General features: G+C 31.4%; 19 protein-coding genes. 14 read left to right on the top strand and 5 right to left on the bottom strand.

Going from position 1 to position 22,208, the window contains the following annotated elements:
- Window positions 1-364: 364 nt before the first annotated feature.
- Window positions 365-865 carry a DUF456 domain-containing protein gene (locus tag ACN0WY_RS09745; RefSeq protein ID WP_417800241.1) on the bottom strand — a complete coding sequence of 167 codons (501 nt, stop codon included), beginning with the start codon at window positions 863-865 and terminating at the stop codon, window positions 365-367.
- Window positions 866-1,039: 174 nt separating this feature from the next.
- Here ACN0WY_RS09745 and ACN0WY_RS09740 point away from each other — a divergent pair, with 174 nt between their 5' ends.
- From ACN0WY_RS09740 to ACN0WY_RS09720, 5 genes are read left to right on the top strand one after another with little or no spacing between them, the layout of a single operon-like run.
- The gene (locus ACN0WY_RS09740; RefSeq protein WP_330488352.1) at window positions 1,040-1,477 is read left to right on the top strand and encodes a nuclear transport factor 2 family protein; all 438 of its coding nucleotides are present in this window, start codon (window positions 1,040-1,042) and stop codon (window positions 1,475-1,477) included.
- Window positions 1,470-1,838: a BlaI/MecI/CopY family transcriptional regulator gene (locus tag ACN0WY_RS09735; protein WP_330488351.1), complete on the top strand. Its 369-nt coding sequence runs from the start codon at window positions 1,470-1,472 to the stop codon at window positions 1,836-1,838. The genes ACN0WY_RS09740 and ACN0WY_RS09735 overlap by 8 nt, the downstream gene beginning before the upstream one ends.
- A complete protein-coding gene (locus tag ACN0WY_RS09730) occupies window positions 1,835-3,361 on the top strand; it encodes a M56 family metallopeptidase (RefSeq protein ID WP_417800240.1) in 1,527 nt (508 codons plus the stop codon). Before ACN0WY_RS09735 ends, ACN0WY_RS09730 begins: the two co-directional genes overlap by 4 nt.
- Window positions 3,362-3,412: 51 nt before the next feature.
- On the top strand, window positions 3,413-4,666 hold the full coding sequence (locus ACN0WY_RS09725; RefSeq protein ID WP_417800239.1) for a tetratricopeptide repeat protein: 1,254 nt from the start codon (window positions 3,413-3,415) through the stop codon (window positions 4,664-4,666).
- Between the two features lie 36 nt (window positions 4,667-4,702).
- On the top strand, window positions 4,703-5,173 hold the full coding sequence (locus tag ACN0WY_RS09720) for a hypothetical protein (RefSeq protein ID WP_330488348.1): 471 nt from the start codon (window positions 4,703-4,705) through the stop codon (window positions 5,171-5,173).
- A 4-nt stretch (window positions 5,174-5,177) separates the two neighbouring features.
- Here ACN0WY_RS09720 and ACN0WY_RS09715 read toward each other — a convergent pair whose 3' ends face one another.
- Window positions 5,178-6,686 (bottom strand): GH3 auxin-responsive promoter family protein, encoded by a 1,509-nt coding sequence (locus tag ACN0WY_RS09715; protein ID WP_417800238.1) that lies wholly within the window; start codon window positions 6,684-6,686, stop codon window positions 5,178-5,180.
- Window positions 6,687-6,752: 66 nt separating this feature from the next.
- On the opposite strand from ACN0WY_RS09715, the gene ACN0WY_RS09710 reads away from it, so the two are divergent.
- A complete protein-coding gene (locus ACN0WY_RS09710; protein ID WP_417800237.1) occupies window positions 6,753-7,547 on the top strand; it encodes a DUF2797 domain-containing protein in 795 nt (264 codons plus the stop codon).
- Here the strand turns inward: ACN0WY_RS09710 and ACN0WY_RS09705 are convergent.
- The 3 genes from ACN0WY_RS09705 to ACN0WY_RS09695 form a co-directional block, all read right to left on the bottom strand.
- Window positions 7,542-8,156 (bottom strand): hypothetical protein, encoded by a 615-nt coding sequence (locus ACN0WY_RS09705; protein ID WP_330488345.1) that lies wholly within the window; start codon window positions 8,154-8,156, stop codon window positions 7,542-7,544. The two genes, ACN0WY_RS09710 and ACN0WY_RS09705, sit on opposite strands and share 6 nt — an antisense overlap.
- Before the next feature lie 48 nt (window positions 8,157-8,204).
- Window positions 8,205-10,325 (bottom strand): carboxy terminal-processing peptidase, encoded by a 2,121-nt coding sequence (locus ACN0WY_RS09700; RefSeq protein WP_417800236.1) that lies wholly within the window; start codon window positions 10,323-10,325, stop codon window positions 8,205-8,207.
- A 75-nt stretch (window positions 10,326-10,400) separates the two neighbouring features.
- Window positions 10,401-10,916, bottom strand: a complete 516-nt coding sequence (locus tag ACN0WY_RS09695) for a hypothetical protein (protein ID WP_417800235.1) — start codon at window positions 10,914-10,916, stop codon at window positions 10,401-10,403.
- Between the two features lie 115 nt (window positions 10,917-11,031).
- On the opposite strand from ACN0WY_RS09695, the gene surE reads away from it, so the two are divergent.
- The 8 genes from surE (at window position 11,032) to ACN0WY_RS09655 (ending at window position 22,207) form a co-directional block, all read left to right on the top strand.
- The gene (gene surE / locus ACN0WY_RS09690) at window positions 11,032-11,802 is read left to right on the top strand and encodes a 5'/3'-nucleotidase SurE (protein WP_330488342.1); all 771 of its coding nucleotides are present in this window, start codon (window positions 11,032-11,034) and stop codon (window positions 11,800-11,802) included.
- Window positions 11,790-12,077, top strand: coding sequence for a hypothetical protein (locus tag ACN0WY_RS09685; protein ID WP_330488341.1), 288 nt, complete (start codon window positions 11,790-11,792; stop codon window positions 12,075-12,077). Before surE ends, ACN0WY_RS09685 begins: the two co-directional genes overlap by 13 nt.
- Window positions 12,078-12,086: 9 nt before the next feature.
- The gene (gene lpxB, locus ACN0WY_RS09680) at window positions 12,087-13,199 is read left to right on the top strand and encodes a lipid-A-disaccharide synthase (RefSeq protein WP_417800234.1); all 1,113 of its coding nucleotides are present in this window, start codon (window positions 12,087-12,089) and stop codon (window positions 13,197-13,199) included.
- 11 nt (window positions 13,200-13,210) lie between these two features.
- The gene (locus ACN0WY_RS09675) at window positions 13,211-13,750 is read left to right on the top strand and encodes a C40 family peptidase (RefSeq protein ID WP_417800233.1); all 540 of its coding nucleotides are present in this window, start codon (window positions 13,211-13,213) and stop codon (window positions 13,748-13,750) included.
- Window positions 13,751-13,899: 149 nt separating this feature from the next.
- Window positions 13,900-14,676 carry a LytR/AlgR family response regulator transcription factor gene (locus tag ACN0WY_RS09670; RefSeq protein ID WP_417800232.1) on the top strand — a complete coding sequence of 259 codons (777 nt, stop codon included), beginning with the start codon at window positions 13,900-13,902 and terminating at the stop codon, window positions 14,674-14,676.
- Between the two features lie 5 nt (window positions 14,677-14,681).
- A complete protein-coding gene (locus ACN0WY_RS09665) occupies window positions 14,682-16,289 on the top strand; it encodes a histidine kinase (protein WP_417800231.1) in 1,608 nt (535 codons plus the stop codon).
- A 115-nt stretch (window positions 16,290-16,404) separates the two neighbouring features.
- Window positions 16,405-18,906 carry a zinc-dependent metalloprotease gene (locus ACN0WY_RS09660; protein WP_417800230.1) on the top strand — a complete coding sequence of 834 codons (2,502 nt, stop codon included), beginning with the start codon at window positions 16,405-16,407 and terminating at the stop codon, window positions 18,904-18,906.
- A 1-nt stretch (window position 18,907) separates the two neighbouring features.
- Window positions 18,908-22,207: a SusC/RagA family TonB-linked outer membrane protein gene (locus ACN0WY_RS09655; protein WP_417800229.1), complete on the top strand. Its 3,300-nt coding sequence runs from the start codon at window positions 18,908-18,910 to the stop codon at window positions 22,205-22,207.
- Window position 22,208: the final 1 nt, after the last annotated feature.

Below are 22,208 nucleotides of genomic sequence, written 5' to 3'. Positions count from 1 at the left end.
TTTTATAAAAAAAGTTATTTTTTATTTGTGAGTTTCTGAAAAGAATGTATATTTGCAGGCTGTCTAATTTTAAAAAGACAGCATTTAGTTGTGTTGTTAGATACTTTAAATAGTATCATGGTTTTGTTAACCAATGGAAAGCTTCCCTTAGATGGGTTGCTTTTTTTTTGCATTTTATTTATGTTTATTTAGAAGCTATTTCCCGCTTTCCGCACTCGCTCTCTTCGAGGAGCTCAAACAGATGCTCCAATCGGGGCTAAGTGTATTTGCTAACTTTTTAAATCATTAATACCTGTCATTCCGAACTAGGTGCGAATAGGAACCTCATGATTAGAAGTAAAACTTAGATATAGCTTGCTTGCTTCTAAAAGAAAGAATTACTGTATTCAAAAAACTTAACAATAAATAACACTAAGAATACCATAGAAATTGAAAATTTAATGGTTGCTGAAGCTAAAAAACCTAAAAAGGCACCAAAAGAAGCTTTAATCGCTCTGTTAGTGTCTTTGCTGTCATAAATTAATTCACCAACTAAGGCCCCTACAAAAGCACCTATTAAAATTCCAAAGGGAATAGGGGAGAGTAATCCAATAACTAAACCGATAGTAGTACCGTATACTCCGTATTTGGTACCGCCAAAACGTTTAGTTCCCATAGCAGGTATAAAGTAATCAAGAAAAAATATAATAACAGCAATAGCTAAAGTGATTCCTAAAAATGTCCAATTTTGAGGAATAGCTTTTGTTAAATGCAATAATAACAAACCTACCCATCCAGTAATAGTCCCTGGTAATATGGGTAAAAAGGAACCTATTATCCCTAAGCAAGCAAAAACAAACCCGAGTATAACTAAAAATATATCCATTAACTTTTTATTGATAAGACGAAAATATAAAAGCTTTGTTACATATTTTATAACTAAAAAATTAGTTTAAACTAATTTTTTAGTTATATTTGTAAGCACGATGTCATAGGAAAGAAGGAGAGGTAGAGGCTGTTGTGTAAGTAAGAGTTGATAAAAAACTTTAAATAGGGTAAAATGAAAAAAATAATAATATTGCTACTGTTTTTTACAGTAGCAATGAATGCACAAGAAAGTGATAAGGATAATCAATTAATTGAAGAGACTATTATTAATTATATAGAGAATTTTTTTGAAAATAAGTTTGAAGAGATGAAAGTATCCCTGCATCCTAGGTTATCAAAAAGAGGATTAAATCCCAACGGTACTTTAAGTGAAGATTTTCCTATAGAAAAGTTAAAAGAGTTAATGGACTCAAAAAGGGCTTTTCCAAAAAAGGATCAAAAAAATGTGGTAGAAGGTATCATTGTTATGGGAAATATGGCAAAAGCCAGTTTAATTACAGGATACTCTAAAACAAGATGGGTAGAGTATATTCACTTAGTTAAGTTGGATGATAAATGGCAAATTATTAATGTATTTTGGGATTTTAAAAAGAAAAAAAAGAATGAATAAGCAATTAACGAAAGCAGAAGAACAAATAATGCAAGTAGTATGGAAGTTAAAAAAAGCTTCAGTAAAAGAAGTAATAACTGAATTATCCGAGCCAAAACCAGCATACAATACTGTTTCAACAATTATAAGGATTTTAGAAACTAAAGAGTTTGTGGGACACGAACCCAAAGGTAGAGGTTACGTATACTATCCGTTAGTAGAAAAGTCGGCGTATAGTAATGAAAGTTTACATAAGTTAATGAACGGCTATTTTGGAGGTTCATTTAAAAGCATGGTGTCTTTTTTTATGAAAGAAAACAAAATGGATATCCAAGAGCTGGAGAGTATTTTAAAGGAAGTAAATAAAAACAAGAAGTCATGATAAACTATATCATTCAAGTTGTATTATTCCAAGTGCTTTTTGTAGCGGTGTACGATTTCTTTTTAAGCAAAGAAACCTTTTTCACCAAAAACCGATGGTATTTGTTAGGTACTGCATTACTATCGTTTGTGTTGCCTTTGTTTAAAATTTCAACAGTTCAAAAAGCAGTACCGCAAGAATATTACATTCTATTACCAGAGGTAGTATTGTCACCTCAAAAAGTAATTGAAAAAGCGGCTTGGTATCAATCTATTACTTATTTAGATGTATTGTTTTGGGTTGGGTGTGCCTTGTTTTTAGTTGTGTTTTTAGTAAAGTTAGAGCGTATCATACGATTAGTTTTACGATACGGAACTACTCGAAAAGACAATTATAAATTGATATTCCTTCCAAAAGAAACAAAGGCGTTTTCATTCTTCAATTATATTTTTTTAGGAAAGGATATTCCATCATCAAAGCAAGAAAAAATTATTCAGCACGAATTGGTGCATAGTGAGGAAAAACACACGATAGATTTATTGTTTTTTGAACTTTTAAAAATAGTAATGTGGTTTAATCCAATGGTGTATGTATACCAACATCGTATTTCGTTAGTTCATGAATATATTTCAGATGCTGTAGCTAGCAAATCTGATAAGAAAGAAAATTATATCAACCATTTACTCGCTGATATTTTTCAGGTTGAGCATATTTCATTCATTAATCAATTTTACAAACATTCATTAATCAAAAAACGAATTATTATGATGACAAAAACGAAGTCAAAAAAAGTAAAACAGCTAAAGTATTTACTGCTAATTCCGCTTTTAGGAAGTATGGTTTTATATACAGCTTGCTCAAGTGAAGAAGTTAAAATGAATAAGGTTGAAAAACAACCTATAACAATATATAAAAGTGAGGAAGGTAAAATTGTAAAAAAACCATCTACGGGCTACCAAAGTAAATATCTTGATTTGTTTTTAGGAAAAGAACTTCCAAATACTAAAGAATACTCTATAGATGACCTGACAGAAGAAGAAAGAGGAGAATATTTAGCTTTATTAAATGGATTTAGTAAAGAAGGAATGCCTCAATTAAACATTAGAGTTTTTGAAGCTGAAAATGATAGAAAAATGGTTGCTTTTGACTTTATGGAGAAAAATAAAAATCAAGGAAAAACCAATAGCCAAGACTCAGAAGATGTTTCTTTTTCTACAATGGAAAAAGTACCAACTTTTCCAGGCTGTGCTGAAGGAGATAAAGCTTGCTTCGCTAGAAGTTTACAACAATTTGTAGCAGATAATTTTGATACTTCTTTATCGAAAACGTTAGGGGTATCCGCTGGAAAAAAACGAATTTATGTTCAGTTTAAAATAGATAAACAAGGAAAAGTCGTTGATGTAAAAGCAAGAGCACCTCACGTAACATTAAAACAACATGTAGAAGCGTTGGTACAAAAATTGCCTCAAATGCAACCAGGTGAACATAAAGGGAAAAAAGTACGAGTGAGTTATACCTTACCCATTACATTTACCGTAGAATAAATTAAGTATATTGGTTGCAGCAAAGCAACAGATAAAACCAAAAATAGAAACGTGAGAAATAAAATTTTACTTATTGTTTTTGTACTAGGAATACTAAAAGTCGAAGCGCAAGTTTCGACTTTTAAAACGATTGATAGTTTAGTAAATATAGGACGCTATCAAACAGCATTGACTAAGTTACATGCTCTGGATACTACTTTCCAATCAACTTCAACAATAGCCGCAATTTATGCGTCTATAGATAATTACAAGCAAGCATCAAAGTATTATGAACAAGCCTTAGCCTTACAAGATGATTACTCTGTTAAAGTAAGGTTAGCTAAAGCATATCAACAACAAAAAAAATTACAAAAAGCCATTGATGTTTATGAAGGTATTGTAACTAAAGATGCTGAAAATTTACTTATTCAGTATCAACTAGGAAAATTGTATGCACAAACAAAGCAACCAGCGAAAGCAATAGATACTTTTAAAAACATTATTAAGCAAGATAGTACGAATGCAAATTACCATTACCGATTGGGAATTGCTTATGGAATGTTGAAAAAGCGTAATCTACAAATAAACAGTTTTTTAGAGGCTTATAAAAATGATTCAACTCACATTAAATCTATTCACCACTTAGCATTAGCCTATACTATATTAAGAGATAAAGATTCAACAAACATTTTTGTAAATAGAGGTTTGGTGGTAGCTCCGAATCATATCAACTTAAATAAGCTAAAAATTAATAATTTATATAGAGAAGAAAAATTTACGGAAGCTATTCATTTTTTACAAAGACTAGATACGTTAGAACCTAACGAACACTACACACAAAAAATGTTAGGACGTAGCTATTTTAATCTAAAGAAATACGATGAAGCAAAAAAGTATTTTAATAACGCTATTAGAATTGATCGGTCAGACTTTAAAGCCTATACTTACTTGGGAGATATTAATTTTGAAAAGAAAAAGTTTTACAAAGCTCAGTTAGACTATATGGTGGCAATTTTTACGGGTAAAGAACCCAGAGATGTTGAATACTACCAATTGGCGAGAGTTTATGAAGAGTTAGGAAACCCTAAAGAAGAATTAAAGTCCTATAAAAGGGCCTTTGAAGAGAATAGGAAAAACTACAAAGCGCTGTATCAACTGGCTAAAACAAGTGAAGCTTATTACAAAGATAAAAGAATAGCTTACAAGCATTACAAAGATTATGTAAATCGTTTTGAAAGAAAAGATTCAGTAATGACAAAACATGCTAAAGAAAGAGTAAAAGAAATTAAAAAGTACTATTTCTTACAAGGAGAGATTTTACAATAGTATTTAATTTTGTATATTCATCTTAAAATCAACAAGATGAATTTTCGCTATGTAGCTTTTGGGGTTTGTGCTTTGCTATGTTCTTCTTGCGATTTCTTTCCATTTTTTAAAAAAGAGAATGCAAAGGTTATAGATACTATTGTAGATTTTACAAAAGTAGATGAATCTCCTTCTTTTAATAAATGTAAAAATTTGTTTAATGAAGCGAGAATTAATTGTTTTAGAGAAGAGATTTATAAAAGAATAACAACCAGTTTACTAGAGTACAAGTTCGTAACTAAAAATAGTTTAGATGAAGAGGTGTTTATTGATGTTCTAGTTAATAAGGAAGGTAAGTTTGTCTTAGGAAAGGTAATAGCCCCTGAAATTGTTGTCAATCAATTACCCGAATTGGATAGTATTATAAAGCTAACAATAGAGAAATTACCCACCATAACTCCAGCAACTAAAAGAGGAATACCTGTAGTAACAAAATACCAATTGCCAATTAAAATAAAAACAGAGTAGTTGGTTATAATTTCAAAAGCTCTTCAACAAAATCACGACTATTAGATAAACGAGGAATCTTATGCTGTCCTCCTAGTTTTCCTTTTTTCTTCATCCAATCATAAAACAATCCTTCACGAGCTTGATGTATTTTAGGCATTGCTAAAGTCATATCGTTATAACGTTTAGCTTCGTAGTCAGAATTACAATTTTTTAAAGCATTGTCTAGTGCTTCAGTGAAAAAAGTAATATCCTTAGGCGATTTTTTAAACTCAATAATCCATTCATGAGTTCCATTCTCTTTACCATTCATAAAAACAGGTCCCACCGTATATTCTTTAATTTCACAGTTGGTTTTGTCACTTGCTATTTTTAAAGCATCTTCAGCATTTTCAATAATTAATTCCTCTCCAAAAACATTGATATGATGCTTCGTACGTCCTGTAATTTTTATACGGTAAGGATCGGTTGAGGTAAACTTAATAGTGTCGCCTATCAAATAACGCCATAAACCACCATTAGTGGTAATAACAATGGCGTAATTAACATCTTTTTGTACATCAGAAAGGGGAACTGTCTTTGAGTTTTCTCCGTTGTATTCACTCATTGGAATAAACTCATAAAAGATTCCGTAGTCTAGCATTAATAACATCTCATCAGAATTATTTCGGTCTTGAATGGCAAAAAAACCTTCTGATGCATTATAGGTTTCATAATATTTAAAATTGTCTCTTGGAATGAGCTTCTTATATTGCTCTCTGTATGGATTAAAGTTAATACCTCCATGAAAATAAACCTCTAGATTGGGCCAAACTTCCAAAATATGATCCTTTCCTGTTTTTTCTAATACCCTGTTTAATAAAACCAGCATCCAGGAAGGAACACCAACCAAACTTGTGATGTTTTCGTCTATAGTTTCGTTAATAATAGCTTCCATTTTAGTCTCCCATTCACTCATCAATGCAGTTTCTTGTTTTGGAGCCGAGCTAAAATCTGCCCAAAAAGGCATGTTTTCAATAATAATTGCCGACAAGTCACCAAAGTAGGTGTTGTTGTCTTCATATACCGCAGAACTTCCTCCTAAACGAAGTCCTTTTCCTGTAAAAAGATTTGCGTTTTCATTGTTGTTAATGTATAAACACAACATGTCTTTTCCGGCTTTAAAATGACAATACTCAATAGCTTCGTCACTTACAGGAATAAACTTGCTTTTGGCATTGGTAGTACCGCTAGATTTGGCAAACCAACGTATAGGAGTAGGCCAAAATAAATTTTGTTCTCCCTTCCTACAACGTTCAATAAGCGGTTCAATGCTTTCATAACGTTGAATAGGAACATTGTTGGTAAAGTCAGTATAACTCTTAATTGAAGAGAAGTTTTGTAGCTTTCCAAACTCAGTATTCTTAGCGGCACTTACAAGTTTTAACAATAGTTCATTTTGAACATCAATAGGGTATTTTAAAAATAGCTCTACCTGATGTTTACGCTTTTTTAAAAACCAAGAAATGATTGAATTTATAAATGGAAACGTCATAGATTAACTCTTAATTCAATTTTTTTACTGTAATTTTGTGAAGCTAAATGTAACAAAATTTAAGACATGCAATACCAAGGAGTTTTAAAAAAAATGCCTACCGAAAATTTACATACAGTTCAATACTACTTAGATATGGGGGCTGATTTTTTGAATATGAATCAGTTATTGAATAAAGAATTGAAGTTGAGTTTTGTTACTTACGAGTGTTTAAATTGCCATTTAGAAAAAAAAATATACCGTCAAGGGTTTTGTAAAAAATGCTTTTTTGAGACTCCAACTGCAGGAGATTGGATTATGCGCCCTGAGTTGAGTAAAGCACATTTAGGAGAAGAAGATAGGGATTTGGAGTATGAGAAAAAGGTACAGTTACAACCGCATATTGTGTATTTAGCAAATTCAAGTAATGTAAAAGTGGGAGTGACAAGAAAACAGCAAGTTCCCACTCGTTGGATAGATCAAGGCGCACATGAAGCGATTGAAATAGTGGAGGTACCGAATCGTTATTTGGCAGGAATTACAGAGGTGGCTTTAAAAGAACATGTAGCTGATAAAACGAACTGGAGAACCATGCTGAAAAATGATATTAAGGATGAAAACTTGGTTGAATGGCGTGAGCGATTACAAGAGTTTATTCCTGATGAAGCGAAAGAATATTACATAGCTAATAACACTGAAACGAATATTCAATTTCCAGTTGAAAAATTTCCCCTAAAGCCTAAAAGCTTAAATTTAGAGAAAGAAGAAACCTATACAGGTAAATTGATAGGAATTAAAGGACAGTACTTAATTTTTGAGGACGAAACAGTGTTTAATGTTCGTTCTAATGAAGGGTTGGTCGTTAAAATTGAACTTTTATAACAGTTCAATTTCTTTCTGAATATTTTTTCGTGCTGTATCTTCGAATTTTTGAAAAAAGTATTCTGTTTTGAATATTTTTTTCATCGTTAAAAAATGTTGAAGAGCTTTTTTACGCCCTGAGTTATAAACCAAACTAGGATAAACGGCATATTCTTTTCGAACATTTGTATAATACTGAGTATATATTTTCCAGTCTTGACCTAAGATTGATAAATCAGCGTCAGTAAAATAATTGGTGTCTGAATCTTCAGCCACATTATGAGATTTAGTGGCTAAAATTTGAGTGCAGCAACTCTCTATCATTTCTTTAGGCACTGAAAGTTGTTTCATTCTTTTAATAGCTAATTCAGCGCTTTTTTCTTCGTTGTTACTTTTTAAAGAGTTGTAGATGATATCATGATAAAACAGTGTGAATAAAATTGTGTTCCAATGACTTATTTTGGTTTTTATAGGAGCTAATTGAAAAAGTAAATTTTCAAGATGTTCTAATGTGTGATAATGTCTTTTTTTACGAGTATAATGCTCTTCTATTTCTTGCCATAATAAGATATTGAAACTGTTGTCGTTTGAATAGTTGGCTAGCAGGTTTAAAAAAGTATTTTTTAGCATAAACAAAAAAGGAGTAAAAAGAAAAAAGGGTTCATTCGAACCCTTTTTTTAATGTTTAACAGCCACATGATTATCATTCATTTTCAATTCACTAAGAACGTTTAAGGCTTCATTTACATAAATGTCTTTTCGAAGGTTTTGATGCCACGCAACTCGTTTTTCTTCTAAAACAGTATCCTTTTTAAACAAGTTTAACTCATATTTAGGAGACACAAAAGTTAGATGAGAATCAAACTTAAAAATGTCTTTAAATTGTTCTCCTTCTTTCGTTTTAGCCTTGCTTTCTTCTTTAAAGGCTTCATAGTTTAAAGAATACACTCTTTCATCTTGGTTCTTCTTTAACCATTTAGCGTAATCATTTATTTTATTAAACTTTTCGTTATTCATTACACGTTGTTTACTGTTGTATACTACATCAGCAAAGTTACTGTATGAATTCGTAGCAGTATATTTTGCTTGTTGTACCTTATCCCAAGGCAAAGCACCGTCTAAATCACGCTCTCCAAAATCCATATAGCTATATCGGGTAGGTAAAGAAATATCAGAATAAACTCCTTCAATTTGAGTAGACCCACCATTAATTCTATAGAATTTTTGAATGGTCATTTTTAAAGCGCCCAGATCGTTTGGGTATTGTTCATAAAAACGGTTTATAGGTAATACATTTTGTACAGTTCCCTTACCGTAAGTTTGTTTACCACCAATAATAACCCCACGCTTATAGTCTTGCATTGCTGCAGCAAAAATTTCAGAAGCAGAAGCAGAAAATTCATTTACCATTACTACCAAAGGTCCTTCCCATTGAATTTTTGGATCAGTATCAACCTTTACTAAAGGATCTTCACCACGGTATTTAACTTGAACTATTGGTCCTTTATTAATAAATAAACCTCCAATTTCAATAGCTGTTTTTAATGATCCACCACCGTTATCACGTAAATCAACAATTAAACCTTGAACATTTTCTTCTTTTAAACGTTCAATTTCTTTTTCCATGTCTTTTGCTGCATCTCTGCGGCTTAAATCGTTAAAATCTATATAAAATCTTGGAAGATTGATAATCCCGTATTTTTTACCATTTTTTTCAACTATACTCGACTTTACAAAAGTTTCTTCAAGTTCAACAACGTCTCTAATAATAGGAATTACTTTAATAGAACCGTCAATTTTTTTCTTTACAGTTAAACGAACTTCAGTTCCCTTTTTCCCTTTGATAAATTTTATGGCATCATCTAAACGCATACCAACAATATCTAAAGGCTCTTCATCACCTTGTGCAACCTTTAAAATAATATCGTCAGCTTCTAACTCTCCTTGTTTCCATGCTGGACCTCCAGAAATTAATTCAACAATATGGGTGTAAATTCCTTTTTTCTGTAAACGAGCTCCAATTCCTTCTAGCTTACCAGACATCTCTTGATCGAAACGTGTTTTAATTCGAGGAGACATATAGGTTGTATGTGGGTCAAAACCACTTACGACACTATTTAAAAATGTAGAATACCAATCAGAATTTTCAAGTTCACCAATACGCATGTATAAATCATCCATGTTTTTTAGGACTTTCTTTCTCGCTTCAAACTCTAACTCTTTAAAGCTTTTCTTTTTAAAAGTTTTGTCTTTTTTAGCTTTTTCGTTTTGTTGGTTTTCAGCGTCTTCAATGTTACTTAAAATAGATAGCTTTAATTGTTTTCTCCAATAGTCGATTAATTCAGTTTCGTTTTGAGCATACGGAATTTTGTCGTAATCAATATCAATAGTTTCTTTCTTTTTATAATTGAAAGGTTGTTTTAATAAAGAACGGTAGGTCTTTTTACCCGATTCCATTTTTTCGAGAAAACGTTGATATACTAACTTATAGAAGTCAATATTAGACTCTCTTAATTGATTGTCTATTTGATATTTATATTGAGAAAATTCTTTTAAGTCTTCTTGCGTAAAATAACGTTTACTAGGATCGAGCCCGTCTATAAATGTAGTATATACATGTTCTGAAAAATCGTCATTTAATTTTTTTTGAACGTAATGATACCTACTTAAAATATTTTTTAAAACATAAACAATTACACGGTCTTTTTCAGGGTCGTTGTTAGGAAGTGTATTCGAACTAACAGAGTTAGAAAATAAAAGAGTAATTGCTAAAAATGGAATGATAAATTTCGTCTTCATAAAACCTTCTGTCTTTTTAATTTTTGTTGAGTCGTTGTGTTGCTAAGCTACTAAAATAATGCCAATTTTTTAGTTTTATTGCTTTTTATAAATGCCTCTAAAAACTTCTTTGGTTTTTTTGAAGTTTTCGTCAAGAAGATTCCATACTTGCGTTACAGAATAATCTTTGTTTTTTGTCCAAGTAATTTGATTGTAATAATTGCCTTTATCGTTTTCTATAAGATCACTTTTTAACATCATAGAATTATCTTTAAAACGACCTTTTAAAACTAATGAAAAACCAGTGTTATCAATCCAAACTTGATTCCAAGTATCGTCTTTTTTATTGTAATAATTGTAACTAGTTCCTTTACTTTTAGATGTTTTTGAGTCCCAGTTTTCTTGAATAGCACAAGCATTCGGCATTTTTATAACATTGTTATGACCAATTAATTTTCCTTTAGTGTTATAAACATTCCAATTTCCGACCCAAAAATCAAATTGAGTGTAGCTTATTTCATTACATGGTATTGTGGGGGTGTTTTGTGCAGAAATGATTGAAAAAAAAGAAGAAATAATAAAAATAGTTACATAAACAATAATCCGTACCATAATGTTTGGGTTTGATTACCACAATTTTACATATAAAATTAACCAATCTGTCTTTACAAAATGTTAAAAATAGAATCCATTTTTTATGTTACATTTGTTGTAAAACTTACTTACTATGCAAGATAGACCTTTGATTTTAGTTACAAATGATGATGGAATCACCGCTCCTGGTATTCGTATGTTAATTGAGATTATGAATAAAATAGGGGATGTAGTAGTGGTGGCTCCTGATAGTCCACAAAGTGGTATGGGACATGCCATTACAGTTAATAATGTGTTGCACTGTAATCCTATTACCATTGATGAAGGTCCGCAGATAGAGTATAGTTGTTCAGGGACACCAGCAGATTGTGTTAAAATGGCAAAGAACGAGATTTTAAATCGTACGCCCGATTTGTGTGTTTCAGGAATTAACCATGGAGCAAACTCATCAATTAATGTAATATACTCAGGAACCATGAGTGCAGCTGTTGAGGCTGGTATTGAAGGAATTCCAGCAATAGGGTTTTCTTTGCTAGATTTTGATTGGCATGCAGACTTTAGAGCAGCGCGTAAGTTTATTGAAAAAATAGCGTTAAATGTTTTGTTAAACGGATTACCTGATGGAGTAATTTTAAATGTAAATATTCCCAAACTAAAAGAAGACGAAATTAAAGGAGTTCGTATTTGTAGACAGGCAAATGGTTATTGGAAAGAAACATTTGATAAACGTAAAAGTCCCTTTGGTAAAGAATATTATTGGCTTTCTGGAGAGTTCGTTAATAGAGATAAAGGACAAGATACAGATATTTGGGCATTAGAAAATGGTTTTATATCGGTAGTGCCTGTTCAATTTGATATGACTGCACATCACGCTATTCAAAAATTACATACATGGGACATATAAAAAGAGAAATAGTAATAGGAATTTTAGTATCGTTATTAGCAACCACTTGTGGCTTTTTTGTCTATTTACAGTATATCTCTGAGCTTAGTATTTCTAAAACTATTGCTACTGTAAGAGAGGGAGGAGTTTTAGGATCTGTAGTTGCTTTGGCTGCAATCCCCAACTTATTTGTTTTTTGGGTGTTTTTAAAGAAAAAGCAAGATTATAGAGCAAGAGGAGTATTAATAACTACCATTGCTGTAGCTTTATTAACTGCATATTTAAAGTTTTTCTAATTTTAATACATGAAATATTACATTCTTGTAGGTGAAGCTTCGGGCGATTTACACGGAGCCAATTTGATGAAGGCCTTGCTAAAGGAAGACCCGAAAGCAGATATTCGTTTTTGGGGAGGAGATTTAATGCAAGAAGTTGGCGGTACGCTTGTTAAGCACTATAAAGAGCGTGCTTTTATGGGCTTTGTTGAAGTATTGATGAATTTGCGTAAGATTTTAGGAATGATTTCTTTTTGTAAAAAAGAGATTGCCCAATTTAATCCAGATGTACTAATCTTTATTGATAATTCAGGCTTTAATTTACGCATTGCAAAGTGGGCCAAAAAACAAGGCTTTAGAACAAACTATTATATTTCACCACAAGTTTGGGCAAGTAGAGCAGGAAGAGTAAAAGATATTAAACGAGATATCGATAAAATGTTTGTAATTCTTCCGTTTGAAAAAGAGTTTTATAAAAAATATGATTATGCTGTTCATTTTGTAGGACACCCTTTAATTGATGGGATAGCTGGAAGAGAACAAGTTTCTATAGAAAAATTTAGAAAAGAGCACAATTTAGGGTACAAAGAGTTCATAGCACTGCTACCAGGAAGTAGGAAACAAGAAATAACAAAAATGTTATCGGTGATGCTTTCGTTGGTAGATGATTTTCCAAAATATCAATTTGTAGTGGCAGGAGCTCCGAGTCAATCGTATGAGTTTTATAAAGAAATTATTGGAGATGCCAATGTAAAATTTATTAATAATAAGACGTATGATTTGTTGAGTATTTCACATGCTGCTTTGGTAGCATCAGGTACAGCAACACTAGAAGCAGCTTTGTTTAAAGTGCCTCAAGTAGTGTGTTATAAAGGAAGTAATATTTCTTATCAAATAGCCAAACGAATAATAACATTGAAGTATATATCGTTAGTAAATTTAATAATGGGTAGGGAAGTGGTAAAAGAGTTGATACAAAATGAGTTTACTAAAGAAAATTTACAGCACGAATTAACACGTATTTTAGAGCCAGAACACCGTCAGGAATTATTTTTGTCATATTTTGATTTGGAGCAAAAATTAGGAGGAAAAGGAGCTTCTGAAAAAACAGCAAAGTTGATTGTTGCTGGAGTAAAAAAATAAAAAAAAGCATGATGAAAAAAATCTTTTTTATATGTATAGTTTCGCTTTTAATGATTTCTTGTGGGTCATCAAAAAACATAAGTAATACATACAAAACAAGAAAAAATTCCATCACGAGAATAGAGAACAAAAGAGCCGTAAAAACTACCAAAAAAGCAGCAGGAGTAACCATCGCAGATAAAGTTGTATGGACTGCGGTTACTTATAAAGGAGTTCCATATCGTTTTGGAGGGATGACAAAAAGAGGAATGGATTGCTCGGGATTAATTTTTACATCATTTAAGCAACGAAATATACCTATTGCAAGAACATCGCATCAAATGTATGTACAAGGTGAAAGTATTTCGTTACGAGAGGTTCAAAGAGGAGACTTGCTCTTTTTTAAAACCTCTAGAAAAAGAGGTAGAATAAACCATGTAGGATTAGTAACATCGGTAACGAATGGTGACATTCGATTTATTCACTCTACTACCTCACAAGGTGTAATTGTTACTTCATTGTATGAAAATTACTGGAAACGAGCTTTTATCAAGGCAAAGCGAGTGTTGTAATACTCGCCAAATATCCGGTTAACAAATTTTTGGTTAGGTTTTATCTGTTTTGAAACAGGTGTTTATAGGTTAGTAGAAACACAACTTTTAATAAAGATAAAAATAATTTAATACTTTTGAGCAATACCTCTTAAAACCTACTTTAGAAAATGAAGACATTAGATGTTGTTATTATAGAAGATGAAGATTTAGCAGCATCTTCTTTGGAGAATTTATTACTTAAAAGTCCTTATTCAATTTCTGTAAAAAAAAGGTTAGAAAGTGTTGAAGATTCAATTCTGTGGCTTCAAGAAAATACATGTGATTTAATTCTAAGTGATATTCACCTCGGAGATGGATATAGTTTTGAAATTTTTGAACGTTTGAAAATTTCAATTCCGATTATTTTTACCACAGCTTTTGATGAATACGCAATTAAATCTTTTCAGTTTTTTGCAATAGATTATTTATTAAAACCCTACAGTGAAGAGTTGCTTAATAAAGCAATTGAAAAATATATAAATCTTAGCGAAAATAAAAACTATACCGATAAGCTAGAGCAATTGCTATTACAAATGAATAATAGAATACAGCATCAAAAAGAAAAAGAACGCTTTTTGGTGTCAAAAGGAAGCTTATCAATTTCTATAAAAAGAGAAGATGTTGCTTATTTTATGGCACAAGGTAAGTATTTGTTCTTATTTACCTTTGATAATGAAAGCTACCTCTATGACGGAACCATTTCCAGTTTAGAAGAAGAATTGTCTGAAAAATATTTTTTCAAGATTAATAGGAAATACATTATTCAGCATTCAGCAATTAAAAACATTTCTAAATATAGTAACAATCGCATAAAAATAGACTTACAATCTAGTTTACAAGTGGAGGAAATGTTATTGGTGAGTGCTCAAAGAATAAAAGACTTTAAAAACTGGTTAGATAATTAGTTTTTATGAAATTCCTGTTAAAAAAAAGAAAGCACCAGTACTACTTTGCCGTTAGTATCTCTTTAATCGTTTTATTTTTTATTGGTTATAGATTAATAACCAATAAAATTACATTAGAAGCCGAGAGGTTAGTGAGTGAAGTGGTGAGTCAAACTGTAAGAGAAAAGAAAAATATATTACAATTTGATTTTAATGAGTTTGATAAGTTTATTTCAGGAGCAGAAAAAATTTTAGAAAAAGGGGCAGATTTAGAGGAGTCTGAATTTAAAAATAGATTGTTATTTAATAGTGAACTTGCTTTTTCTGAAGAAGTAATTGATGTCAGTTTTATTTACTTTTTAAAAGAAAATAAAGTTACCTATGCATCCTTTTTAGGGGCTGAGGAGTTAGAAGCTAAAACACTTGAAAAAATAACAGTATTAAAAAATGAGAACGAAACCTTTAACACAGTACTAGAGTTAAATAGTATTACATACTATCAAAAAATTATTACGCACCAATTACCAGATGGTACAATGGTAATATATGGTTACAATGTTAACTTATTAAAATATTGGAACTATTTTTCACAAAAGTATAAAGGGTATGGAGGTTATGTTATCGTTACAGATAAGGAAGGTGTTTGTATACTTCATCCAGATACTAGTTATATAGGGAAATATGAAAAATCTTTTTTTAACAACGTTACGCCAAGTAAAATTATTAAGTCTTTTAAGGTCAGGGAAGCAAAAAATAACCAACAAATTAAATCAACTGTTACCTCAGAGTACTTAAACTTGGAGGTATTAAGGTATTATAATGTATTACAAGTAGGTAAGTCAGAGTTAGTTTTAATAACAAGTTTTCCTTTAAATATCTTAATTAAAGAGTCTGTAAATGATATAAAACAGTATTTGCTTTGGATGAGTTTATTAGCATTACTAACATTTATGTTAATTTTAGGATTCTCGCGTAGTCAGTTAAGAAGTCAGCATTTAAGAACACTTCAATACGAACAAGAAAGAAAACGATTGGCAATAAGTAATGAGCAATACCAACAAAAAAATGCACGATTACAGCTCAGTCAACTACGAAAAAAATTAAATCCCCACTTTTTATTTAACACATTAAATTCTTTACATGTTTTAATAGGGCTAGATAAAACAATGTCTCAACAGTTTGTTCTAAAGCTTTCTGAAGTTTATAGGTATTTATTAAAAGATAGAGAAGCTAATTTTACTACAGTTAAAGAAGAGTTGCATTTTTTAGAACAGTATTTCTTTTTGCAAAAAATTAGATTTAATAACAGTATAAACTTGAGTGTTACAGACAGGAGTGAGGGAAAAGCTTTGCTAAAGAAAATTCCATTTTTAGCATTAGAAACACTAATTGAAAATGCTATTAAGCATAATGAAATAACAAAAAAGAACCCTCTTTTTATTAATGTTTTAATAGAAAGGGATAAGATAGTGGTAAGTAATAATTACAACCCAAGAAAAAGTAAAAAAGAAAAAAGCCATGGTGTTGGTTTGAGTTATTTAAGTAATTTTTATGCATTTTATAATGTAACCTCATTTAAAACAGAAGTTTTTGATAAAAATTTTAAATGTTATCTTCCTTTATTGTCAAAATAATAAAATTCACTCCTTTAATAACACACTTCACTCTAGTTTAATTTTAAAAAAGCAACTTCAGCGCTACATTTGGTTTCTTCTTAATCACAACTAATTTATGAAGAGGTATTCTCAGATGAAGAACATTAATGTAAAAGTACTAATCTTGTTTTTTTTATTTTTTACTACAATAGCTGTAGCACAAAAAGAAGAAGAAAAAGATACTATTAAGAGTACAAGCAAGGTTTCTTATAAGAAACTACAAAAAGAGGGAAATAAAAAAAGAGGGGTATTTAATATTTATAGATTAGAAGAAGACATCTATTTTGAAATACCAGACTCATTATTATCAAAAGACTTTTTAATAGTTAACAAAGTTTCTCAAGTTCCATATGCGCTTAATGGACATGGGTTGAACAAAGGAATGGCTTATGAAACGAAATTAATTAGATTTTATAAAGATACACTCTTAAAAAAGGTGTGGGTAAAAACAATTAATCCCAGAGTAACTTCACCAAAGAACAACGCTATAACTCTTTCAGTACACGAAAATTTTGGAGAATCTATTATAGAAGAATTTAAAATAGAATCTGAAAACGAAGACGCTACCTCGGTGCTTATCAAAGTAAATAGAGTTTTTAATGGGGAAGATAAAAGTTTTAATGATTTGTTGTCGAATATTGGGTTAGGAGGGAGTATTAAAACAAAACTGTCTAAGATAGAAAAAGTGAAAAGTTTTTCGAGAAACATTGTGGTAAAATCACTTTTAACAACTTCTGTAAAAGAAGGTAAAAGTGCAGCATTACCATTATCTATAGGGGTGACAACAAATATCGTTTTGTTACCAACAAATATAATGAAACCTCGTTTTGGAGATAAAAGAATAGGGTACTTTAGTAAACCCATGGATTATTATTCTGATAGACAACATGAGGTAGAACACCGTGATTTAATCACTCGTTGGAGATTAGAGCCTAAAGAAGAGGATATTGAAAAATATAAAAAAGGAGCTGTAGTAACTCCTAAAAAACAAATAGTGTATTATATAGATCCTGCAACTCCTAAAAAATGGATACCATACATAAAAAATGGAGTATACGACTGGAACAAAGCTTTTGAACAAGCAGGGTTTAAAGATGCTGTGGTTGTTAAAGAAGTAACCAAAGAAGACAAAGATTTCGATATTGATGACGTTCGTTACTCTGTAATTACCTATGTGGCTTCAGAAAGACAAAATGCAATGGGCCCTTCAATTGTTGATCCACGAAGTGGTGAGATTCTGGAATCGGATATCATTTGGTGGCATAACCTAATGAAAGGACTACATCAATGGATTCGTGTGCAAACAGGTCCTATAAACCCTGAGGCAAGAGCAAATGTTTTTTCAGATGAGATTATGGGGGAATCTATTAGATTTGTATCCTCTCATGAAGTTGGGCATACTTTTGGGTTAAAGCATAATATGGGAGCATCATTTAGTTATCCTGTAGATTCTTTGAGATCAGCGAGTTTTACCAAAAAAATGGGAGGAACAGCACCTTCTATAATGGATTATGCTCGGTATAATTATGTTGCACAACCTGAAGATAAGATAACAGAAGTTAGTCCTAAAATAGGAGTGTATGATAAGTATGCAATTAACTGGGGGTATCGTTGGTTAGAGGTAAAAACACCTCATGAAGAGTTGCCAATATTAAATCAATGGATAAGAAAACACGAAAATGATTCATTGTATTTTTACGGACCACAGCAAAGTAAAGTTATCGATCCAAGATCACAAAGTGAAGACCTAGGGAATAATGCAGTTAAAGCAAGTGAGTATGGATTAAAAAACTTAAAAAGAATAGTGCCAAATATTATTAGTTGGACAGAAGAAGAAGGGGAAGATTACTATAAAGCAGCAAAACTTTACAAAGCTGTAATAGACCAATGGCAGTTATACAGTGGACATGTAATGGCTAATATTGGTGGGATGTATATTAACAACACCATTTATGGCGATGGTAAAAACACATTTGTCTCAGTACCAGCTAAAATCCAAAAAGAGGCCTTAGAATACATCATAAATGAGGCGATATTACCACAAAAATGGTTGTTTACTCCAAATGTAATACATAAGGTATTTCCAGTAAGAGATGCACCAGATGGAGAACGTTTTTATTCTCCAATATCGATGCATCGTGCATATCAAACAAATATGATTTATCGCTTGGTTGAAACAGATAGATTAATGCGTATTACAGAAAACAAGGTGCTAGCTTCTAACACAGAAGAAATTTTTACAGAAGAATATTTATTTGATCAACTTTACAAGGCCATTTTTAAAAAAACAATCAAAAATGAACCGCTAGACATGTTAGATCGCATGACCCAAAAAAATTATGTAGATGTACTAACTGTAGATAGAAACACCTTATTAAAAAAGACGAAACAAGCAGCATTAACCCATACAGAAAAGAGCTTTAAAAATGTACACTTTTCTTATATACCAAGAGTGTCTGATGTTGGTTCCAATAAAAGAGCAGAATTAGAAAGAATCTTAAAGTTATTAAAAAAGAAAAGAAAGAAAGGAAACAAGACGACTAAAAATCATTACAACGATTTAATAGCCAGAATTGAGTATAATTTGAATAATTAGGATGATGAATAAAAAAATAATTTACTTACTGCTTCTTATACCTTTTTCAGTTTTTGCGCAGAACACAAAAACAATAAGTGGAACAGTTATCGACGAAGCTAGAAATGAAACTTTACCAGGAGTTAGTATTTATGCTTCAACAAAAATGATTGGAAATAAAACCAATATTGATGGCGTTATTCAAGCTTCAATGATTGGAACAACTACTGATTTTGATGGAAATTTTTCATTCAAAGCACCAGCGGAAACAAAATATATTATAATCTCATATATAGGCTTTGAAACAGAGAAAGTAAACGTAGAAAATAGAAGCACTAACATGATTATAACCTTAAAAGAGAAAGAAGAACTTTTAGGAGAGGTTATTGTTATGGGATATCAAAAAATTGAGAAAAGAAAAATCACTTCGTCATTTGCTAAAATTAAAACAGACGATGTTAAGCGTGCTGGTACAGCTAATATAGACCAGATGCTTTCTGGGGAAATTTCAGGAGTACTTGTACAACCCACTAATGGAGCACCAGGAGCTCCCGCTAAAATTCAAATTAGAGGAACGTCGACTTTAAACGGCTCTTCTGACCCTTTGTGGATTTTAGATGGAATCCCTTTACAAGGAAATGATATTCCAAAAGATTTTAGAGATAAAGATAATATCGATAATTTAAAATCTTTTCCTATTGCAGGGATTAACCCAGAAGATATAGAAGAAATAACAGTGTTAAAAGACGCTTCGGCAACTTCTATATATGGGGCAAGAGCAGCAAATGGAGTAATTGTAATTACGACCAAAAAAGGTAAAGAAGGAGCTATGAGAGTTAACTTTAACGCCAGTACTTTCTTAACTTTACGTCCTAATTTTGATAAGTTAAACTTAATGAATGCTAGCGAAAAAGTAGACTTTGAACTAGGTTTAGCCCGTAGATCAGATTTAACGTATCAAAAAGAAAGAGGAGAAGTAGCTCGCATTTTACAAGCTTATGGAGCTTATGATAACTTCCAAAACAATGGTTTTTCAAACATTAGCCCCTTAGCACAAAATGCAATTAATAGTTTAAGAAACCAACAAACCAATTGGGGGAATGAGTTGTACCAAGCAGCAATAAACCAACAATATGGACTAACACTTTCTGGAGGAAGTGAAAAATCGAGGTATTATTTCTCTTTAGGATATTTTGATGAAGAGGGAACAACCAAAGGTACTGGTTTAAATAGATACAACCTTACGTTTAAAAACGATTACGACGTAAATGATAAGTTAAATGTAGGAGTATCTGTTTTTGCAAGTAGAAATAAAAGTACATCTTATATTACTGGAGCAGACGCTTATACAAACCCTGCATATTACTCAAGAAGGGTAAACCCTTATTTTATGCCTTTCAATGCAGATGGTACATATAATTATGATCCTGATTTAGTCGAAAGATCCGATTTAAATCTACGTTACAACCCGTTAGAAGAAAGACAAAATACAAATCAAGAACTCACATCATATTCTATTAAGCCTATCATTGATCTTACTTATAAATTTGACAATAGTTTAAAATTATATACTCAATTAGGAATGCAGTTTGATTTTGATCAAACAGAAAAATTTGCTGATCAAAACAGTTACTATACAAGAAAATATAGGTTTGGATCTAGATATCAAGATGTAAGTGGAAATGATGCGTATTTTTTACCTGAAGGAGGAATCATTCAAAATTGGAATAGTGATGCTTTCCAATATAACTGGAAAACAACGCTAAATTACAACACATCAATAAACAATATACATGAAGTAGATGTTATGTTAGGTACTGAATTTAGAGAAGATAAGCGTACAGAAATTCATACAAAGGGCTTTGGATTTAACAGTAATACTTTAAGAACCATACCAATAACAGATGAAAGGGCCTTAGGAAATGAGTTGTTTAATCCATATAGAAAAACAAAGAACGAAAATGCGTATGCTTCTTTCTTCGGAACAGCTTCGTATACCTATGATAGAAAATATACAATCTTTGGAAGCTTACGATACGATGGGTCTAACTTATTTGGTGTAAATCCAAAATTTAGATACTTGCCATTATGGTCAGTTGCTGGTTCATGGGATGTAACAAAAGAGAACTTTTTTGATGTAACAGCAATTAATGAGTTTAAAATAAGAGGATCATATGGAGTGCAAGGAAATATAGATAAATCAACATCACCTTTTGTAGTCGGAACCTATGAAGATGTAACAGTGTTACCAGGAAATTCTGAGCAAGGAATTAATGTTATATCTGCTCCTAATAAAGACTTACGTTGGGAAAAAACAATTTCATCAAATGTTGGGTTTGACCTAGGTTTATTTAAAAATAGCATCTATATCTCGGCAGATTATTATTACCGTAAAAGTTCAGACCTAATAGGTTTACAAGCTATTCCGTTAGAATCAGGTTTTAATTTTATCAACACCAATTGGGCTACGTTAAGTAATAAAGGGGTAGAGTTGGCTATTCATACTAAAAATATAGTTAAAGACGATTTTAGCTGGAGCACTAGTTTTAATATTTCACATAATAAAAACGAGGTAGAAAAAATTCAAATTAGAGATAACGACTTTAAACCATCTCTACAAGGTTACGGTGTAAATGCAATTTTTGCTATTAAAACAACGGGGCTTGATAGCAATGGATTGCCCTTGTTTTGGAAAGATGGAAAGCAAGTAACGGCTGTCGATTTTTATAATCTTTCAGAAGGGGTAGACGGAAGTCAACTAACGAGAGAAGAACACAGAAATTTATATACCTATGTAGGTAATGGAGACCCAGAATTTAGTGGAGGATTTATCAATAAGTTACAGTATAAAGAATTTAGTATAAGTATTGCAACAAACTTTAATTTAAATCAAACAGTAAAAAGAACGCCTTCGTATCATCCAACACAAGTAAGTCCAACATATAATTATAATAAGGAAATTTTAAAAGCAGGTACAGGAAATTATCCAGCGTTGATAGGAAGTACAACCCCTGGTTTTGAAACCGATTTAGTGTATAATTGGTATCATAATTACGATACAGGTAATACGTTCAGAGATTTAGATATTTGGGTAGATAAAATTTCATACATAAGAGTTAATAGTATAAAGTTTGGATACAATGTACCTGCCAAGTATTTGGAAAGTATGCATGTTTCGAGATTAAGTTTTAACCTAGAAGGAAGAAACCTATTTGTTTTCGGAACGGATTATGATGGATATTTTGATCCTGAAACTTTTGGAAGTCCATATTCACAGCCAATACCAAAGATTATCTCTTTTGGATTTAACCTTTCTTTTTAAA

It is taken from the genome of Tenacibaculum sp. (genome assembly GCF_048269885.1).
In the GTDB taxonomy this organism is placed as follows: domain Bacteria; phylum Bacteroidota; class Bacteroidia; order Flavobacteriales; family Flavobacteriaceae; genus Polaribacter.
The sequence above is the reverse complement of the archived record's forward strand: the minus strand, read 5'-3'. Positions and strand labels throughout refer to the sequence as shown.